17 protein-coding genes are annotated in these 18,634 nt (G+C 60.5%); 9 read left to right on the top strand and 8 right to left on the bottom strand.

From position 1 onward, the window contains the following. The first annotated feature begins 86 nt into the window (after positions 1–86). From V5N12_RS06125 to mtnP, 3 genes are all read left to right on the top strand, one after another. Complete coding sequence (locus tag V5N12_RS06125; RefSeq protein ID WP_332898269.1) at positions 87–251, top strand: hypothetical protein; 165 nt, start codon at positions 87–89, stop codon at positions 249–251. A 94-nt stretch (positions 252–345) separates the two neighbouring features. Then, complete coding sequence (locus tag V5N12_RS06120; protein ID WP_332898268.1) at positions 346–1,041, top strand: phosphoribosyltransferase; 696 nt, start codon at positions 346–348, stop codon at positions 1,039–1,041. Between the two features lie 36 nt (positions 1,042–1,077). Further along, positions 1,078–1,938 (top strand): S-methyl-5'-thioadenosine phosphorylase, encoded by an 861-nt coding sequence (gene mtnP / locus V5N12_RS06115; RefSeq protein WP_442904927.1) that lies wholly within the window; start codon positions 1,078–1,080, stop codon positions 1,936–1,938. A 228-nt stretch (positions 1,939–2,166) separates the two neighbouring features. Here the strand turns inward: mtnP and V5N12_RS06110 are convergent, their stop codons facing one another. The 6 genes from V5N12_RS06110 to V5N12_RS06085 all read right to left on the bottom strand — a co-directional run bounded on the left by V5N12_RS06110 (position 2,167) and on the right by V5N12_RS06085 (position 9,647). Continuing rightward, on the bottom strand, positions 2,167–2,997 hold the full coding sequence (locus V5N12_RS06110; protein WP_332898266.1) for a ScpA family protein: 831 nt from the start codon (positions 2,995–2,997) through the stop codon (positions 2,167–2,169). Continuing rightward, entirely contained in the window at positions 2,990–6,562 is a 3,573-nt protein-coding gene (smc, locus tag V5N12_RS06105; protein ID WP_332898265.1) for a chromosome segregation protein SMC, read from the bottom strand. Before smc ends, V5N12_RS06110 begins: the two co-directional genes overlap by 8 nt. Before the next feature lie 74 nt (positions 6,563–6,636). Then, a complete protein-coding gene (locus V5N12_RS06100) occupies positions 6,637–6,906 on the bottom strand; it encodes a DUF7518 family protein (RefSeq protein ID WP_332898264.1) in 270 nt (89 codons plus the stop codon). 107 nt (positions 6,907–7,013) lie between these two features. Beyond that, a complete protein-coding gene (locus V5N12_RS06095) occupies positions 7,014–8,336 on the bottom strand; it encodes an amidohydrolase (RefSeq protein WP_332898263.1) in 1,323 nt (440 codons plus the stop codon). Between the two features lies 1 nt (position 8,337). Then, on the bottom strand, positions 8,338–8,796 hold the full coding sequence (locus tag V5N12_RS06090; RefSeq protein WP_332898262.1) for a hypothetical protein: 459 nt from the start codon (positions 8,794–8,796) through the stop codon (positions 8,338–8,340). Then, positions 8,796–9,647 (bottom strand): DUF3100 domain-containing protein, encoded by an 852-nt coding sequence (locus V5N12_RS06085; RefSeq protein ID WP_332898261.1) that lies wholly within the window; start codon positions 9,645–9,647, stop codon positions 8,796–8,798. The genes V5N12_RS06090 and V5N12_RS06085 overlap by 1 nt, the downstream gene beginning before the upstream one ends. 178 nt (positions 9,648–9,825) lie before the next feature. On the opposite strand from V5N12_RS06085, the gene gatB reads away from it, so the two are divergent. From gatB to V5N12_RS06070, 3 genes are all read left to right on the top strand, one after another. Further along, positions 9,826–11,313 carry an Asp-tRNA(Asn)/Glu-tRNA(Gln) amidotransferase subunit GatB gene (gene gatB / locus V5N12_RS06080; protein ID WP_332898260.1) on the top strand — a complete coding sequence of 496 codons (1,488 nt, stop codon included), beginning with the start codon at positions 9,826–9,828 and terminating at the stop codon, positions 11,311–11,313. Positions 11,314–11,393: 80 nt separating this feature from the next. Then, the gene (locus tag V5N12_RS06075; RefSeq protein ID WP_332898259.1) at positions 11,394–12,017 is read left to right on the top strand and encodes an ArsR/SmtB family transcription factor; all 624 of its coding nucleotides are present in this window, start codon (positions 11,394–11,396) and stop codon (positions 12,015–12,017) included. 23 nt (positions 12,018–12,040) lie between these two features. Continuing rightward, positions 12,041–13,624, top strand: coding sequence for a S8 family serine peptidase (locus tag V5N12_RS06070; protein WP_332898258.1), 1,584 nt, complete (start codon positions 12,041–12,043; stop codon positions 13,622–13,624). Here V5N12_RS06070 and V5N12_RS06065 read toward each other — a convergent pair. Then, positions 13,621–14,097, bottom strand: coding sequence for a hypothetical protein (locus tag V5N12_RS06065; RefSeq protein ID WP_332898257.1), 477 nt, complete (start codon positions 14,095–14,097; stop codon positions 13,621–13,623). The two genes, V5N12_RS06070 and V5N12_RS06065, sit on opposite strands and share 4 nt — an antisense overlap. A 166-nt stretch (positions 14,098–14,263) precedes the next feature. Between V5N12_RS06065 and V5N12_RS06060 the strand changes: the two genes are divergently transcribed. The 3 genes from V5N12_RS06060 to V5N12_RS06050 all read left to right on the top strand — a co-directional run bounded on the left by V5N12_RS06060 (position 14,264) and on the right by V5N12_RS06050 (position 18,196). Next, positions 14,264–16,747 (top strand): DNA topoisomerase I, encoded by a 2,484-nt coding sequence (locus tag V5N12_RS06060; RefSeq protein WP_332898256.1) that lies wholly within the window; start codon positions 14,264–14,266, stop codon positions 16,745–16,747. 40 nt (positions 16,748–16,787) lie between these two features. After that, on the top strand, positions 16,788–17,492 hold the full coding sequence (locus V5N12_RS06055; RefSeq protein ID WP_332898255.1) for a phosphoglycerol geranylgeranyltransferase: 705 nt from the start codon (positions 16,788–16,790) through the stop codon (positions 17,490–17,492). A 395-nt stretch (positions 17,493–17,887) separates the two neighbouring features. Further along, positions 17,888–18,196: a HalOD1 output domain-containing protein gene (locus V5N12_RS06050; RefSeq protein ID WP_332898254.1), complete on the top strand. Its 309-nt coding sequence runs from the start codon at positions 17,888–17,890 to the stop codon at positions 18,194–18,196. On the opposite strand, the gene V5N12_RS06045 is transcribed toward V5N12_RS06050, so the two are convergent. Then, a complete protein-coding gene (locus tag V5N12_RS06045) occupies positions 18,193–18,630 on the bottom strand; it encodes an NUDIX hydrolase (RefSeq protein ID WP_332898253.1) in 438 nt (145 codons plus the stop codon). The two genes, V5N12_RS06050 and V5N12_RS06045, sit on opposite strands and share 4 nt — an antisense overlap. Between the last annotated feature and the right edge of the window lie 4 nt (positions 18,631–18,634).

The following is an 18,634-nucleotide window of genomic DNA, read 5'->3' as shown; positions in this document are numbered from 1 at the left end:
CTATCAAGTCTCCGACGGGGACAGTCCAAAAAAACGGCCATTTTCTTTATTGTATTTCAGCACGCAATTTTGTCGAGGACAGCCGTATGAGCCTCACAGACAAGATAAAAGGCCTCGTCCCGGGAGGCGAGGAGAAAACCTACTCGTATCGGTGTCTCGAATGCGACACCGAGTTCGAATCGCCCGAACAACACATGGCGAAGGTCGAATGCCCGAACTGCCACGCTCGTGGTGGCCGATCTATCGTCTGAGTCCCCGTTTTTTCGCGCTGGCACGCACCCCGCTGAGCGCTTTCATACCACTTAATTGTCCGCGCCACCTCCGACGTGGTGGTGAACATCTAGTATGGGCGACCTGCCGGACGAATTCAAGTGCACCATCACGAATTGGGAATACATCTATGGCCTCTGTAGAGAGGTCAGCAACGAGGTCAAAGCCGCGAACTTCGAGCCGGACGTGGTCGTCGCACTCGCCCGCGGTGGCTGGTTCGCCGGGCGCTGTATCTGTGACTTCCTCGGGCTTGACGACCTCACGAGCCTCAAGATGGAACACTACGTCGGCACCGCCCAGAAATCGGGCAGCCCCGAAGTGCGCTATCCCATGCCGGAAGGCTCCGTCGAGGGCAAAGACGTGCTCATCATCGACGACATCGCGGACACGGGCGGCTCCATCAAGCGCGCAGACGAATACGTCCGCGACCGCAACCCCGGCGAGGTCCGCACCGCAACCCTCCAACTGCTCGGGACGAGCGAGTTCGAGCCGGATTTCGTTGGCGAAAAACTCGAAGAGTGGGCGTGGGTCGTCTACCCGTGGAACTTCATCGAGGACATGATTGACCTCACGAGCGGCGTGATGGAGAAAGCCGGACAGGACAGCTATACCCAAGAGGACATCCGCCACTTCCTCAAACACTACCACGAAGTAGACCGCATCGAGATGGAAATCGCCCAGCCAAATCGCCTGAACGAAGTCCTCGGTGAGATGAACCGCCGCGGCGTCATCACATCGGTCGGGCAGGGCGAGTGGACGCTCACAGAGTAGCGTCTCGCAATTCTTAGGTGGCGGGGTCGAGAAGTTTTGTCTATGATTGGCTTTATCGGCGGCAGTGGAATCTACGAAGCCCTCCCGCTCGAAAACACCCGCGAGGAGGTTGTCGAGACGCCGTATGGCGAACCAAGCGCACCCGTCACCATCGGGGAGTTCGGCGACACCGGCCGCGAAGTCGCCTTCCTCCCGCGCCACGGCTCGAAACACGGTCGCTCACCGACGCATCTGCCCTACCGCGCGAACATCTACGCGTTCAAAAAGCTCGGCGTGAAGTACATCCTCGCGAGCAACGCAGTTGGCAGCCTGAAATCGAGCCTGCACCCGGGCACGCTCGTCGTCCCGAACCAGATTTTCGACCGGACGAAACACCGGAAATCCACCTTCTTCGGCGACGGCATCGTCGTCCACCAGCCCATCACCGAACCGTACAGCCCCGAACTCGTGAGCCACCTCTCTGCGGCGGCGAAAGAAGTCACGAACGCCAACGTCCAAGAGGGCGGCACTTACGTCTGCATCGAAGGCCCACAGTACTCGACGCGCGCAGAATCCGAGTTCTATCGCGCACAGGGCTGGGATGTGGTTGGGATGACCTCGATTCCAGAAGCCAAACTCGCCCGCGAAGCCGAAATCGCCTACGCCACCGTCGCCGGCGTCACCGACTACGACGTGTGGAAAAAAGACCACGAAGTCACACTCGCTGAAGTCTTAGAGAACGCAGAAAAGAATCAAGAAGCCATCAAGCGCACGGTCGAGGAAGCCATCCGCACGCTCCCCGAGGACTTCGAATGTGGCGCGCACACGGCGCTCGAAGGCACGATAAACACGCCAGCGGAGGCGATTCCAGCAGCAACTCGCGAGCGCGTCGAACTGCTCGTCGGCGACTACCTGTAGCGCCGTCGCTCACGGCGTTTTTCGACAGCTGTAAAGAGGGTATTACCGACGGGTATGTCGCACGTACGTGAGCGCTCGGAGGAGTTCGTCGTGGTCAACCCGTCCTTCCGTCTCTTTGAGCCGTTCCTGAAGTTTCGTTGGAGTCATGCTACACATTACCATACATGGTTTTCCATTATAATTGTATCGCCACTCGACACTGAGAACACCGAAAACAACAAAACCGCTTCAGTCGGTCTCCGCCACCGCATCGCTCGCCGTCGAAACGGCAGACGGATTCTGAATCCAGAGGTCACCGAAGATGTCCTCTTGCTCCAGATGAACCCGCCCACGGTGTGCCATAAACAAGAGCGCAAGGAACGTCGTGACTCGCGAACCGCCTGCAGAGGAAACCTCCTCGAACAGCACTTCGGTGCGGCCGTGTTCGTACTGTTCTTTGAGCATCAGCCACACGTCGTCGATGACTTCTTCGATGTGTTCGGTGTGGGCCGTGCCCGTGACCTCCTCTTCGGTCGGTTCGTCGTCCATCCGGAAGTCGTCGGCCGACCGATAGTCGAGCGTCTGCGTACCCCGACGGAAGCCCTTCGGTGAGTTCGAGGTGTCGTACTGGCGACTCTCTTTCCACCACGTTCCGCGCTCTGCCTCGCGCAGTTCGCGCACGAGTTGGTCGAGCGTCTGGGGCGTGCCGCGTACCGATTTACGGTCGAGACGGCGCTCCATCTCGGCTTCGAGTCCGGCGATGGGGTCGGGACCGTCGAACTCGGGTTCCTGACCGGGCGGGGCTTCCCACGGCTCGACCCACTCCTCTTCGGGTTCCGGGTCGTCCGGTTCGAGCAGCGCGTCTGATTTCATCCGCAACAACACGCTCGCGTAGAACAACGCCCGTCCCGAGGTGCGCAGGTCGGCTTCGTCGAGTGCGGCGAGGAACTTGTCTGTGACCTCAACGATGTCGATGTCCCACGGCTCGATTTCGCCCTCTTCTGCCAACTGTACGAGCAGTTCGACCGGCTCTTCGTGGGCCTCTTCTTCGATGATCGGTTTTGGTTCGGCTTCAGTCATCGGCGGGCACCTCCTGACTGCTCAGGTCGATACCAGTCACGACGCTCACGTTGTCGTCGTGCATCGTGACGCCGATGGCGCGCTCTGAGCGTTCGAGCATCGCAGAGCGGTGGGAGACGACGACGAACTGGGCGTCGCCCGCGAGCTCGTCCACCATCTCGCCGACGAGGTCGGCGTTCACCGCGTCTAAGAAGGCGTCCACCTCGTCGAGCGCGTAGAACGGCGCGGGGTTGTAGCGCTGAAGCGCGAAGATGAACGCGAGCGCAGTCAGCGACTTCTCGCCGCCGGACATCGCATCGAGGCGCTGGATTGGCTTGTCGCCCGGCTGAGCTTTCATCGTCAGACCGCCGTCGAACGGGTCGGCCTCGTTTTCGAGATGCAAGGTACCAGACCCGCGCGAGAGGCTTGCGAAAATCTCCTCGAAGTTGTCGTTGATGTCCGAGAAGGCGTCCATGAACGTCTCCTTTTTCAAGGATTCGTAAGACTCGATGCGGTCGTTGATGGCCTCTCGTTCGTCTACGAGCGTCCCCTTCTTGTCAGTGAGGTCGTCTAAGCTGTCTTTGACCTCGTCATACTCGTCGATGGCGAGCATGTTGACCGGCTCTAAGGCCTCCATCTTCCGCTCTAAACGGCCAATGGTGCGTGTGACCTCGTCGTGGTCTGGAATTTCCTCGGGGTCGTACTCACCCACCTGCGCGGCGAGTTCGTCAACCTCCCATTCGAGGCGGTCTGCGGCGCTCTTCGCGCTGTCGAGTTTGGATTCGACCCCTGAAACCTTCTCGCGGGCCTCGTCGCGGGTCTGTTTGGCTGCCTTGAGGTCGCCTTTGAGTTCCTCGCGCTCTGCTTTGAGGTCTGCGAGTTCGTCCTCTAAGTCCTCGACTTGGCTCTCTTTTTCTTCGAGAACGGCGTGCTGGTCTTCGATTTTGCCTTCGAGGTCGGCAATCCGCTCTTGCTGGTCTGCCTTCTTGTTCTGGGCGGACTCGATTTCGCCGTGGAGGTCTTCGATGGACTCCTCTGCATACTGTTTCTCCAAGCCGAGTTCGTTGAGCCGCGCGTCGAACTTGTCCTGTTGAGCCTCGTACTCCTCGATGCTCGCGCGAATCTCGTCCATCTCGTTCGTGAGCTGTGGAATCTTCGAGTCTGCGAGTTCCGATTCCAGCTCCGCGATGGCCGACTCAATCTCCGCGATGCGCTCGTCGTGGGCCGACAGGTCGGCTTCGAGCGACTGCATCTCCTCGTTTACGTCTTCGCGCTCGCTCTCTATTTCCGTGATGCGCGCTTCGAGCGCTTCGATGCGCTCGTCCGTGCTGTCGAGTTCACCTTGGACGCGCTCTACGTCGGCTTCGATGTCCCGGACTTGGTCGGTCGCGTCCGTTTTTCGGTCACGCGCGTCGTCAAGGCGCTCTTCGACGCCACGAATCTCCTCGTTCAACTCGCGGCGCTCGTCTTCGAGCGAGGCGATTTTCTCCGCGACGCGTTCGAGTTGCCCCTTTCCGGATTTCGAAAACGAGTAGCGCGAGCCACTGGACGACCCACCGGTCATCGCGCCGCTCTTTTCGACGAGTTCGCCAGAGAGCGTGACGAGCCGGAAATCACCCATCAAGTCGCGGGCGGTCTCGATGGAGTCCACGACGAGCGTGTCGCCAAGGACGTACGAGAAGATGCCCGCGTACTCTTTGTCGAAGTCAACGAGGTTGTAGGCGAAGTCAACGACACCGTCGTGGTTCGGCACGCTCGGCAAGCGCCGCGTGTGCATCTTGTTGATGGGCAAAAACGTCGCGCGACCCGCATTCCGGCGTTTCAGGTACTCGATACACCGCTGACCGATGCCGTCGTCACCAACGACGACGTGGGCGAGACGGCCACCAGCCGCGGTTTCACACGCCGTCGCGTACTGCTGGGAGACGCCGCCGAGTTGGCCAACCGTGCCGTGAACCCCATCGAGGTCCCCGTTCAGGATGGTCGTGACTGCGCGCCCATAAGACGAATCGCCGGACTCGTCTGCGTGTGCGTTGAGTTCTGCGTACTCCTGTTGGCGGGCGCGCAGTTGCTGTTCGACCTCGTCTAATTCGTCTTGCAACTCGCGTTTTTGCTGTTTGAGGTCGTCTACGACCTGTGAGATGTTTTCCCGATTCTTCTTCGCCTTCTCAAGTTCGTCCTCTAAGTCGCGGACGGTGGCTTTGAGCGCGGGAACCTCCTCGCGGACGGTCTCGATTTCTGCCTGCTTTTCTGCCTGCTCGTTCGAGCGCCGTCGCGCCTCGTCGAGCAATCGGTCTTGCTCGCGTTGGGTGGCATTTTTCGCCGTCTTCGCTTCTTCTAAGGCCTCGCGTTTCTCGGTCAGTTCGGCTTTCACCTCGTCGTACTCGGTGTCAACCGCGTCGATTTCCGCCTGTAGCTCTGCGAGGTCGGCTTCGTGTTGTTGAATCTCCGCGACGACGGAGGCCTTTGCGACTTTCGTCTCGCGGATTTCGCTTTCGACGTCATCGACCGTTTCCTGCTTACGGTCGATTTGGATGAACGCCTCGCGGCGGCGCTGTTCTGCCTCTTGAATCCGCTCTTCTGCCGCCGAAATGGCGTCTTCGAGGCGGGCGATTTCGCCTTTGACCTCCTCGATTTCACGCTTGATGCGCAGTTGCTCGTCTTCGCCTTTCGTCTCGATTTCGGCGTTGAGGGTTTCGAGTTCTTCCTCTAAGCGAAGCACACGGCCCTGCTTTTCGTCTAAGTCGGACTGGAGCGATTCGAGCTTCTTTTCGTGGCGCTCGATTCGCTTTTCGGTTTTCGCTAACTCCGCGCGCTTGTCTTCGAGTTCCGCGGCTTTCAGGTAGCCTTCGTACTCCTGTTTCTCTTCGCGATAGCCCTTGTATTCGAGCGCTGTCTCGCGTTCGTCTTTGAGCTGGTCGAGTCTGGCCTGTTTCTCCTCGATGCGGAGTTCGGCCTCCGCGATGCGGTCTTTGACGACTTCGAGTTCCTCGAAGGCGGCGTCTTTTTTCGCGTCGAACTCGGCCACACCGGCGATTTCGTCGATGATGCCCCGTCGTTCGTACGGCGTCATCTGGATGATGCCAGTCACGTCGCCCTGCATGACGACGTTGTAGCCTTCAGGTGTGATGCCCGCTTGGGCGAGCAGCCCTTGAATGTCAGAAAGGTTCACCGAACGGCCGTTCAGATAGTAGTACGAATAGTAGTTCTCGGGCGTCTCCTTCACTCGTCGACGGATGGAGATGTCGTCTACTTCACCGATGTTCTCGGTGCCAGCGGCGCTCACGACCTGTTGACGGCTGAGCGTCCGCTCTGAATTGTCGAGGACGACTTCGACGCTGGCTTCGCGGGTTTCGTCGCCGCGGGCGTCGCCGTCGTCGCCGGGGTTGTAGATAAGGTCGGTCAGCTTTTCGGCGCGAATACCGCGCGTTCGGGCGAGTCCGAGGGCGAACAGCACGCTGTCGATGATGTTCGACTTCCCCGACCCGTTCGGGCCAGAGACCGTGGTGAAGTCCTCGTAGAACGGAATGCGCGTCTTGCGCCCGAAGCTTTTGAAGTTGTCAAGGACGATTTCTTTGATATGCATAGGTCAGCGAGATGTCGCGCATAGCTGGCGCGCGACGCGGCCAGGAATCTTGGGTGACGACGGTGTCGGCTGTGTTATGCGACGATGATGTCGTCCGTCTGCGTCGATTCCTTGTCGGTGCTGTCTGCATCCTCGCTCTCCTGCCCTTTAGTGGCTTCGGAGGTGTCCTCGGCTTCGGTTTTTCGGGTTAGTTTCCGGTCGAGCAGGTCTTCTGGTTGTACCTCCTCTTCGAGCGCTTTGACACGCTCTTTGGTCTCGATGAGTTCGTCGGTCAGCCCTGAGACGGAGGCCTGGAGTTCTTTCACGCGCGTTTCGAGTTCCTCGACACGGTTGCCGCGAGTCATACTTATACCCGCCTTTCTACACCCATAAACATACGTCAGACATTGTGAAAAAACATGACAGGTTTGGAGATGGTTCGGGGAAATAACCAGTGAAATCGGAGAGTCGATTAGTCGCGGTAGGATTCGGCGACGTCGGCTCGAATCGACCGAATCATGGACAAATACTCGTCGGACGAGAGTTTTTCGGCCTTTTCGGCCCGCAAGGTGTCCATGGCTTCGGTGTCGGTGAGCAAGTCAACCAGCGTGCAGGCGGTGAGTTTGGCCGGCAGGATGTACGCCATCTCCTCGTCTACGACGCCGAACTCCCGAGAGTGGACGCTGCCCTCGAAGCCGCCCGTCCACGGGTGGATGCCCGGCAGAATCTGCGTCACGTCGCCCATGTCCGTCGAACCGGTGATGTGCGGACGGCCCGGTGTGACCGCATCCTCGCCCACCAGTTCGCGGGCGTTTTCGTCGTACGCTGAGACGATAGTCTGGTCGGTTCGAAGCGGCATGTAGCCGGGGAAGTCGTTGATTTCGATGTCGCCGCCGACCGCGAGCGCGCCCGATGTGAGCGCCCGGTTGACCGTCTCGTTTGCCTCCGTGACGGCGTCCACCGTTTTCGCCCGAACATACGACTCCATGCGCACGTCGCTCGGGACGACGTTCACGCCGTCGCCACCCTTCGTGATAATCGGGTGGACGCGCACGGCGTCGTCGTCTTTGAACACCTCACGCTGGGCGTGAACCGCGTTCATCCCAATCATCGCGGCGTTGAGCGCGTTGATACCTTCTTCGGGAGCGGCCCCCGCGTGGGCTTCTTTCCCGGTGTAGGTGACGAATTTGCCCACAAACCCGTTGGTCGAGAAGTTGCTCGTGATGACGCGGTCGGGTTCATCGCTGCCCGCGTGCATCATCATCGCCATGTCGATGTCATCGAGATAGCCGCGACGGATGAGTTCCTGTTTCCCGCCGAAGAACTCGATGTCACCGGATTCGACCAGTTCGCGGCGATAGCCAAGGTCGAGATACTCCTCTGCGGGGACGCCGATGAACTCGACTTCGCCGTCAAGTTCGTCTACCACGTCGCTTGCGACGAGGCCGAACGCCGTGCCGACCAGATTCGCCACCTGCGCGTGGTGGCCACAGGCGTGACACGCGCCGGTCTCGGGGTCTGCGAGCGGGTGTTCGGGGTTGACGAGCGCGTCGAGCTCGCCGAACACCGCGGCGGTGAACTCACCAGAGCCAGCGCGAGCGCGAGCGCCGGTGATGGCGATGTCCGTCTCCACCTCTAAATCGAGCGATTCGAACACCGCGGCGACCTTCTTTGTGGTTTCGACTTCCTTGAAGCCGAGTTCCGGTTCGGCTTGAATCGACTGTGCGAGTGCAATAATCTCCTCGCGGTGGTCGTCGATAGCGGCACAGACGCGCCGTTTGAGGGCGTCGGTCACGTCAGATAATCCCCTGTGCGCTCAAGATGAGTTCTGCGATGAGTGCAGAGCCGAAGAACGTCCCGAAGAAGACGAACACGGCGACGATGACGAGTTTCCAACTCACCTCTTTCATGCGCCCGGTCTGCAGACCAATCGAGAGTCCGGCGTAGGCGAGAATCGGCGTCGTCGTAGCGAGGAAGCCGATCCGTTCTACGTATTCGAGAAACACGCCCTGCACTGGCGAAAACGGAATCGCCAGCAAGAACGAGATTATCATGGCGTAGGCGAACGCCGGAAGGTCGAGCGGAACGACCCGCCCGAGCAAGAGTGCGGCGAGGCCGATGGCGATGATGATGAGCATTCCCGGGAGGGCCGCAATCGGGCCGGTGTCCGTGGCGATGGTGTTCGCCGTGAGCGTAAGGAAACCAATGACGAGCAACATTTTCAGCGATTCTGTGGTGAACTCTGAGGTTTCCATCAGTCGTCACCTCCGAACAGCGGAGCGAGTTTCGCATAGAGTCGGTTGATGACCGGCAGACCGATGAACAGCACCATGTACAGGCCCGTGATGCCGGTCAGCAGGTTGCTCGTGCTTGCAAATGCGAGGATGTCCTCTTTGGGGACGGTCGTGACGACGTTTGCGAGTGACGACGAACACGCCGTCATCATGCTCGCAGACCCCATCCCACAGGCCATCGACAGCGACAGTGGGTGCAGGCCCGTTGCGGGGGCGAACCCGCCGAGGATGCCGAAGAAGACGGTCCCGAGGACGGTTCCGGTCATGTAGGTACCGAGAACGCCACGGCCCTCAGCCGAGTCGATTCCGTACTTGTCGGTGATGACGCCGAGGGTCGGCTCCCGAGCGATGCTCACTGCCCCACCAATTGCTTCGCGCTTCAGTCCGAGCGCGAGGGCGAGTGGCAGCGCGAACAGAATCGTGGCGAGGTTGCCGAACTCTTGGAGGACGAACGCCGGGCCTGCTTCGACGAGGCTGTAGAAGGCAGGGGCGACGAGTGAGCCGTACTTCACGCCGAGTGGCATGAGCGCGATGATGAGCAGCGGCGAGGCAATCTTGCTCACGTCCTTCGAAACGACGTTGCGAAGCGGCTCGACGACTTTACCGAGCACGCTGTAGCTGAGCAGAATGCCGAAGATGACGGCGAACAGCATCGGGAGTAAAACGACCTGCCCCGGTCCGAGGGGGAAGACCTGTGTTCCGATGAGTTCTGCGACGACGACGATTGCGAAAACGGTTCCGTGGGTCCGCAGGTGTGCAGACCAGCGCCCGGCGGTGCGGATTGGCTCCCACCGTGATGAGTCAGAAGTCATGTGTTACTTTTTCTCGTGTGAGTTGTGAGGTTATCACACTAGTATATAAGAATATTCAGCCACCGGAGATAATGTTGACATTACCACATAATATGTGGGCGATAGTTGAACGAGATTTCAAATTCGGCGGCCGGCCGTTCCCGTTAGTCTTTAGCCGCCAGCCGTCAAATCGCGGCTAATGACCGCACAAGCTGCCGAGACGCAGGACCTCGCCGTCGTGATTGGGTTAGAGGTCCACGTCCAGCTAGAGACTGCCACGAAAATCTTCTGTGGGTGTTCGACCGACGCGGCCGACGCTGAGCCGAACGCCCGCACCTGTCCCGTCTGTCTTGGCCTCCCGGGGGCGCTGCCCGTCCTCAACGAGGGAGCCGTCGAAGCCGCCGTCAAAATCGGCAAGGCGCTGAAGGCGACCATTCCCGAGGAGACCACCTTCCACCGGAAAAACTACTTCTACCCCGACCTGCCCAAAGACTTCCAGATTACGCAGTATGACGCGCCAATCTGCCAAGACGGCGAACTCGAAGTGAACGTCAAAGGCGACGCGCGCGTCATCGGCATCGAGCGCGCCCACCTTGAGGAAGATCCCGGCAGCCTCCAGCACGTCGGCGGCTCCATCGACACCGCAGACTACGTCCTCGTGAACTACAACCGCGCGGGGACGCCGCTCATGGAAATCGTGACCAAGCCCGACTTCCGCTCGCCGGGCGAGGTGCGTGCCTTCCTGAAGAAGCTAGAGGAAGTGCTCGACTACCTCGGCGTGTTCGACTCCACGCGCGACGGTTCGCTGCGCATCGACGCGAACATCTCGCTCATCGGCGCGGACAAGGTCGAAGCCGACGGGTCGATTAGCGACGAGAACCTCGCCGCCGCGAACCGCACCGAGGTGAAGAACATCTCCAGTCACAAGGGTGCAGAGAAGGCACTTGCCTACGAAGTCACCCGCCAGAAGAACGCCGTCATGCGCGGGCGCGAGGTCGAACAGGAGACCCGCCACTGGGACGAATCGCGCGGCATCACCGTCTCGATGCGCTCGAAAGAGGAGGAAAAAGACTACCGCTACTTCGGTGAAGCAGACCTGCCGCCGCTGCAAGTCGCCCACTGGAAAGCAGAACTCGACATCCCAGAACTCCCACACGCCCGCCGCGAACGGTTCCAAGAGGAGTACGGCCTTTCTGGGGAAGCCGCCTCTAAACTCACCTCCACGAAGCAGGTGGCAGACTTCTACGAGAAGGTCGCCACCGAGTTCGACCCCGACCTCGCGGCGACGTGGGTCGCGGACAACCTGCTTGGCGAACTCAACTACCGCGACATGGCAATTACGGACGTTGCAGACCGCTTAGACGAGTTCATGCGGCTCATCGAACTCGTGGATACTGAGGAAATCACGGTCAAACACGCCCAGGAAACCGTCATCCGCGCGATGCTCGACGAGGGCACAGACCCCGACACCATCGTCGAGCAAGAAGGCCTCGGCAAAGCGGACACGGGCGAAGTCGAGCAGGCAGTCGAAGCGGCCATCGAGGAGAACGAAGACGCCGTTTCCGACTACCACAGCGGCGAGGGGAGCGCGCTCAACTTCCTCGTCGGCCAGGTGATGCAGAAAACCGGCGGTAGTGCAGACCCCGGAACCGTCAATAAGCTGTTACGCGAGCGCCTCGACGCCTGAGGCGAACGTTCACGATAACAGACGGGTGGCAATGGGGCTTAATATGGCTCCACATCGTATCCATGACAATGTCAGGGTTGATGCCCTCCGACAGCGATGCTCTCTCGAACCAAGAGGGCGAGCTGCGAACGCTCTGGCTAGACAACGAGGACGCGGGTGACCTGCTATCGTCGCTCGCCTCCGAGACGGCACGGGCGATTCTCACGGAGCTCCACAAAGAGCCACAGGCAGCCTCTGAGCTGGCCGATTCCGTGGGAACCTCGCTCCAGAACGTACGCCATCACCTCACCAACTTAGACGACGCGGGGCTGATTCGCGTCGCGGACATGCGCTATTCGCCAAAGGGTCGTGAGATGAACGTCTATGCCCCGGCACAGGAACCGCTCGTAGTGTTCGTCGGGCGTGAAGAGAAAAAAGACGGCTTCGTCGACTCGTTAAAGCGGCTGTTCGCCGCCGTTGGCGTGCTCGCCGTCGCCAGCTTGCTCGTCCAACTGCTCGTCCAAACGACCGTCGTTGGCGTTGGCAGCCCCGGCAGCCTTCCGCGCGTGCCCGACTCCGTCGGGTCGTCGGGAAGTGTGCTGTCGTTCTTCGACGCCGTGCCACCCGGCGCGTTGTTCTTCGCCGGTGGCGCGCTCGTCCTCGCGCTCGTCGCGGGCTGGCTCTACGTCAACGAACGGGGCACACCTAAAAGAGAAAGAATTTAACGATTAATAACAGGGGTATAGGTATGTGGGAGCGCGGGGGGCAGTTTGCAGTTTTTGTACTGGTGTTCGCACTGGTGGCTGTCGCCGTCGCTCCCGGTTTCGTGTTCGATACGGGCGACCAGTTCGACGGGCCGAGTCAGGAGCGACTTGCGCAACTCGAAGAGCAGCTTCGCCCCGTCGAAGAGGAGTTTCGCCACGAGCAGGTAGACCGTGACGCGCAAGTCGTCGTGATGTTGAAACAGGGCGCACCAGTGCCAACGGGCCATAGCCTCCAGATAGAGCGCGTAGAGGAGCGCGAAGGTAGCCAGTATCTCCACGGCTCGATTCCGTACTCTGAGATTACCATGCTCTCTCGAGACCCGAGTACCGAAACCATCCTCATCGAGAGCCAACCGCACATGCCACGACTCAAAAATCGCGTGGCTGCAGGCGTCGAGACGATTGGCGCGACCGAGTTACACCGCCACGGCATCACCGGTGAGAACGTGACCGTTGGTATCGTCGGCCGGGGCTTTCGCGTGAGCAGCCCCGAAATCGCAGATTCTGTCGGCGCGTATCGGACGTTCTCGACAGAAGACTCGCCGCCCGCTGTAGACGCCCACGGGACGGCGGTTGCGAGCATCGTCGCGGACACCGCCCCCAATGCATCGCTGTATCTCGCTGATGTGGGCACCGAGACCACCTCCGATGAATACGACGCGGCGGTGACGTGGCTGCTCGACGCAAAGGTGGACATCATCCTCGATGCGGGCAGCTACTTCGACCACGGGGAGCGCGAGTCAGAAATCAACGATATCGCTGCCCGCGCGAGCGAAGAGGTGCTGTTCGTCACTTCCGCCGGAAACTACGCAGAGCGCCACTGGCAAGGGCAATTACAGCCGACAGACGAGCCGTGGGTCGCGTTTGCAGACGGCGTCGAAGGCAACGCGCTCGCCGGTGGCGACCCCGTCAGAGGCGAAGTTCACCTCACGCTGACGTGGAACACGAGCGAAGATTACGACCTCTACTTGCTTCGTGAGACCGGCGGCCAAGACACCGTGGTTGCCAAATCGACCAGTCGAGGGACAGACGGTGTCGAGCGCATCTCCGTGGTGGTGCCCAAAGGCGAGTACTACGTCGCTATCTACGGCGAGGACACCACCGGGAACGCGACGCTCAACCTGTTTTCGACCAGTCACACGCTCTCGTATGCGACCGCGCCGGGAAGCCTCGCTGCCCCGGCAACCACGCCGTCGGTGGTGACCGTGGGGGCGAGCGAAAACGGCACCGTCGCCGCGTTTAGTTCGCGCGGGCCGACCGCGGCGGGCGACCCCGGCGTTGACCTCGTCGCGCCGGGTGGTGTCGGCGGCGTCGACATTGCGGGCGTCTCTGCGGGAACCTCAGTATCTGCGTCCTACGTCGCTGGGTCGGCCGCGCTGTTGAAATCCGCGTATCCGAGCCTGTCGAGCGACGAAATCACCGCGTTGCTCACCGATTCCGCGACCGACATCGATAGAGACGGGGTGGATGCGGCGAGCGGCTACGGCGAGATAAACGTCTCATCGGCCTACGAGCGGGCAAAAGAGACCTACGAGCCGCGCGACACCGGCATGGCCACCGAACCCTAATCCGTTTTCCAGTAGAGCAGGCCAAAGATGAGCGCCGCGCCCACTTCAGAGAGTTTCGAGGCGGCGTCTAAGGGAACCTCCACGAGGTGCTGGATGACCGTCGTGAGGATGCCCCCGCCGTGGGTGTGGCCGCCCGCCGCGAGAAACGCCTGGCCGTGGTTGATGACGGTGTGCCAAAGCACCCAGCTTCCGATGTAGGTGCACATCATGGCAATGCCGAGGAGGTAGAGCAGCTTGCGGTCGAGTAGGCCATTGAACAGCGCGTAGAGGCCGACGAGGACGACGATGGCGGACACCGTGAACAAGAAGGGGCGTGGGTCAGGGAACGCCGCCGAGTTCAGGTAGTAGGAGACGGCACTCGGCCGGGAGTAGACGAGCACGCGGGGAATACCGAGAAAGAGGTGAACGCCCACCGAGATGAGAACGAGTTGCGCCGCGATGAATTCGAGGACGCGGACGGTTCCCTTGTCCATGCCCGCGGCTTTGGCACCATAGGGTAAGAGGCAATCGATTCTCACTCTCGCGTGCGCAAGCGCACGACGCGCACGGGCGCTGTGTGGCGGTTTTACGGCGAAAAGTATAGAAACGACCTGCGCGTAGGTCGGTGGTAATGACTGCAATCTCGCGGGGTGTCCCCTCGTGGAGCTGATAATTACAGAAAAGGACATCGCCGCCCGGCGTATTGCCGACATTCTCTCCGGCGAGCACGCGAGCGTCGAGCGCGAACACGGCGTCAACGTCTATCGCTGGGCCGACAAGCGCGTCATCGGGCTGTCCGGCCACGTCGTGGACGTGGATTTCCCGCCTGAGTACTCGGATTGGCGCGACGTCGAACCGGTCGAACTCATCGGCGCACAGGTCGTCAAAACGGCGACCAAAGAGAACATCGTCCGCACCCTGCGCCTCTACTCGCGGAAGGCAGACACGGTCACGATTGCGACCGACTACGACCGCGAAGGCGAACTGATTGGCAAGGAAGCCTACGAACTCGTCCGCGAGGTGAACGAGGACGTACCCGTCAGGCGTGTGCGCTTCTCCTCGATTACGAAAAACGAGGTCACCAACGCGTTCGCTGACCCCGACGACCTCGACTTCGACCTCGCGGCCTCCGGCGAGGCGCGCCAGATTATCGACCTCGTGTGGGGCGCAGCGCTCACGCGCTTCCTCTCGCTTTCGGCCCGACAGCTGGGCAACGACTTCATCAGCGTCGGCCGGGTGCAGAGTCCGACGCTCAAACTCATCGTTGACCGCGAGCGCGAAATCGAGGCGTTCGACCCCGAAGACTACTGGGAACTGTTCGCAGACCTCACCAAAGACGACGAGGCGTTCGAAGCGCAGTACTTCTACGAGGCAGAGGACGGCACGGAAGCAGAACGCGTCTGGGATGAACAGACGGCAGCAGACGTGTTCGAGACGCTCCAGAAAGTGACGGCTGCGACGGTCACGTCGGTCAACCGCCGGACGCGCACCGACGACCCGCCAGCGCCGTTCAACACCACGCAGTTCATCCGCGCGGCGGGGTCGCTTGGCCACTCGGCAAAGCGGGCGATGAGCATCGCAGAAGACCTCTACACCTCCGGGTTCATCACCTATCCACGGACGGACAACACGGTGTACCCGAACGACCTGGACGTGCGCGACTTACTGGAAACGTTCCAGAACCACCGCACCTTCGGTGAGGACGCGAAATCGCTGCTTGAGGTCGAATCCATCGAGCCGACGCGCGGCGACAGCGAGACGACCGACCACCCGCCGATCCACCCGACGGGAGAGATTCCGACGCCGACCGAACTCAGCGAGGCAGAGTGGGAAGTGTACGAACTCGTCGTTCGGCGCTTCTTCGCGACGTGTGCAGACCCCGCGGAGTGGGAGCACCTGCGCGTGGTCGCGGAGGCAGAAGGCCTCAGCCTCAAAGCAAACGGCAAACGCCTGCTCGACCCCGGCTACCACGCCGTCTATCCGTACTATTCGACCAACGAGAACTTCGTCCCCGACGTGGACAAAGGCGAAGAACTCGCGGTCAGCAACGTGCGAAACGACTACAAACAGACCCAGCCGCCACGCAGATACGGTCAGTCACGGCTCATCGAGACGATGGAGAAGATGGGCATCGGCACCAAGGCGACGCGCCACGAAACCTTAGAGAAACTGTACGACCGTGGCTACGTCGAATCCGACCCGCCGCGTCCGACCCGCCTCGCCATGGCGGTGGTCGAAGCGGGCGAAGACTACGCGGAGAACCTCGTCACCGAGGAGATGACGAGCCAACTCGAAGCCGACATGCAGAAAATCGCCCGCGGCGAGGCCACCTTAGACGAGGTGACCACCGAATCGCGGGAGATGCTCGAAAAGGTGTTCGAGGAGCTCGAAGCCTCCCGTGAGGAGATTGGCGAACACATCCAGAAGTCGCTCAAGGCGGACAAAACGCTCGGACCATGCCCTGAGTGTGGCAACGACCTGCTGGTGCGCCGCTCCCGACGCGGCTCCTACTTCGTCGGCTGTGACGGCTATCCCGAGTGTACGTACACGCTGCCACTGCCTTCGACGGGCAAGCCGCTCATCTTAGATGAAACGTGTGAAGACCACGAGCTGCGCCACGTCAAGATGCTCGCCGGTCGCCAGACGTTCGTCCACGGCTGCCCCCAGTGTAAGGCAGACGAGGCCGACGAACAGGAAGACGAAGTCATCGGGGTCTGCCCGGAGTGTGGCGAGGAACACGGCGGCGAACTCGCCATCAAACGCCTGCGGACGGGGTCGCGGCTCGTCGGCTGTACCCGCTATCCAGACTGTGACTACTCGCTCCCGCTCCCTCGACGCGGCGAGATTGAGGTCACCGAAGAGCGCTGTGAGGAACACGACTTGCCCGAACTCGTCGTCCACAGCGGCGACGAGCCGTGGCAACTCGGCTGTCCCATCTGTAACTACGAGGAGTACAAGTCGCGCAACGAAGTGACAGACATAGAAGATTTATCGGGGGTTGGAAAGAAGACCGCAGACAAGCTCAAAGAGGCAGGTATCAAGAGTCTCGACGACCTCAAAAACGCCAGCCCGGAAGACGTTGCAGACCAGGTACAGGGCGTGAGCGCAGACCGCGTCCGCGAGTGGCAAGCCCAAGCAGACTAAGGCCGAAGGGGTTTTAGTCAGCCATCGGATTTGAAAGCGTATGCGAAATCCGTGGGATGACTGGGACCACATCGTGAAGCTCGACCCAGACAAGACACTCGCCGACGGCGAGACGTTCGAAGACGTGTGTGCGACGGGAACCGACGCCATCGAAATCGGTGGCACGACGGGCATGACCGAGGAGAAGATGTCTCGCGTCGTCGATGCCTGTGGGAAGTACGACACGCCGCTTTACATCGAGCCGAGTCACGCCGGGGCAGTCGTCCACTCTGATTATCTCGACGGCTATCTCATCCCAGTCGTGTTCAACGCGGGCGATATGACGTGGATGACCGGCGCACACAAAGAGTGGGTGCGCATAGACGACAGCATCGACTGGGAGATGACGACGACCGAAGCCTACATCGTCCTCAACCCTGACTCCTCTGTCGCTGAGTACACCCAAGCGAACTGCGACCTTGAACCGGACGACGTGGCGGCCTACGCCGAGGTGGCAGAGCACATGTTCGGCCAAGAAATCGTGTACATCGAGTACTCGGGCATGCTTGGTGACCCTGAAACGGTGAACGCAGCCCACGACGCCCTCGACGACGCGACGCTGTTCTACGGCGGGGGTATCGGTGATTACGACGCCGCCTACGAGATGGCGTCCGTCTCCGATACGGTCATCGTTGGCGACCTCGTCCACGACGAGGGCGTCGATGCCGTCGAAGCGACCGTTCGCGGCGCGAAAGACGCGAAGTAACCGACGACCGATTTTCCGGCGATCGACGACCAGACAGCCCCCGGTGTAGGCAATGTGTGCCGGAAACTGCGCAGAAAGTCGTACTTAAACGATGTGGCCACCGGACGGTTGCCAGACAAATATACCAGATTTCGGACGTATGGTATTTGAACCACTATAGGGGTTAACCCGAACACACTACCTCTAGAACGCCCATCTAGATATTCCTGACACTCAGCATTTCAAAACGATATGGTATTTATATGCCAGCAAAACCCGAATGACTATATACTGGTTTAACGCACAAGCGAATGTAGAAAACCCGCAGTCACCACAATGCGACCACGTATCTGAGCACTCGATATTTCACCCCACCTACGATGGACTCACACCAAACTGCTAACCGAACGGTACCGTTGCACGAGCAACACGCAAACGCGTATCACAGCTACCACGAACCGGGCAACGGCGGAATCGGAACGACAATCATGGATGCGCTCACGTCGATTAGTGAGCAATCGCCGAGCGAGCTTGGCCCGCTCAACGACGTCATCGACCCTGACGCCCTTGACCGCCTGTTTCACTCCCAACCGGACGGGCGACCGCGTGGCTCTGGATACATCCACTTTTCAATCCAAAACTACGAGGTGAGCGTCCACAGTAGCGGCCACATTTCGATTACACCCCACCACGAAAACACGGTACGCCTCGCAGACCAACGTTAGCCGAGCCTCGAGAGCTGTGCGTCGAGGTTCTGTCGGAACGCGGCATCGGTCGGCAGTGGCACCCACGAGTACGAGTATACGTCACCGACCTCTTCGCCCCGGCCCGTGACGGTGTGCTCCCAGGCGTCGCGCGGTTCGTCTACTTCAAGGTGGAAGAAATATCGACGATAGTGTTTCAGACGGTCTGCTTTCTCGCGCGTCCACGTATCTGCACCGAGCGGGCGGATGGCCGAGAAGTCGGTGAGGCCGCTTTCTTCTGCGACCTCTCTGAGCACGGCGTCGTACGGCGACTCCGCGTGTTCGATGGTGCCTTTCGGGACTTGCAGGCCAGAAACCGCAGCCTCGTGGAACACGAGCAACTGCGGGCAGCCATCGACCTCGCGGGTGATGTATGCACAGGCTTTGGGGACAGTGTCCACCCATTGTGAAATCATGGAA

Source organism: Haladaptatus sp. CMSO5 (assembly GCF_036689885.1).
Classification (GTDB): Archaea; Halobacteriota; Halobacteria; order Halobacteriales; family Halococcaceae; genus QDMS2.
The sequence above is the reverse complement of the archived record's forward strand: the minus strand, read 5'-3'. Positions and strand labels throughout refer to the sequence as shown.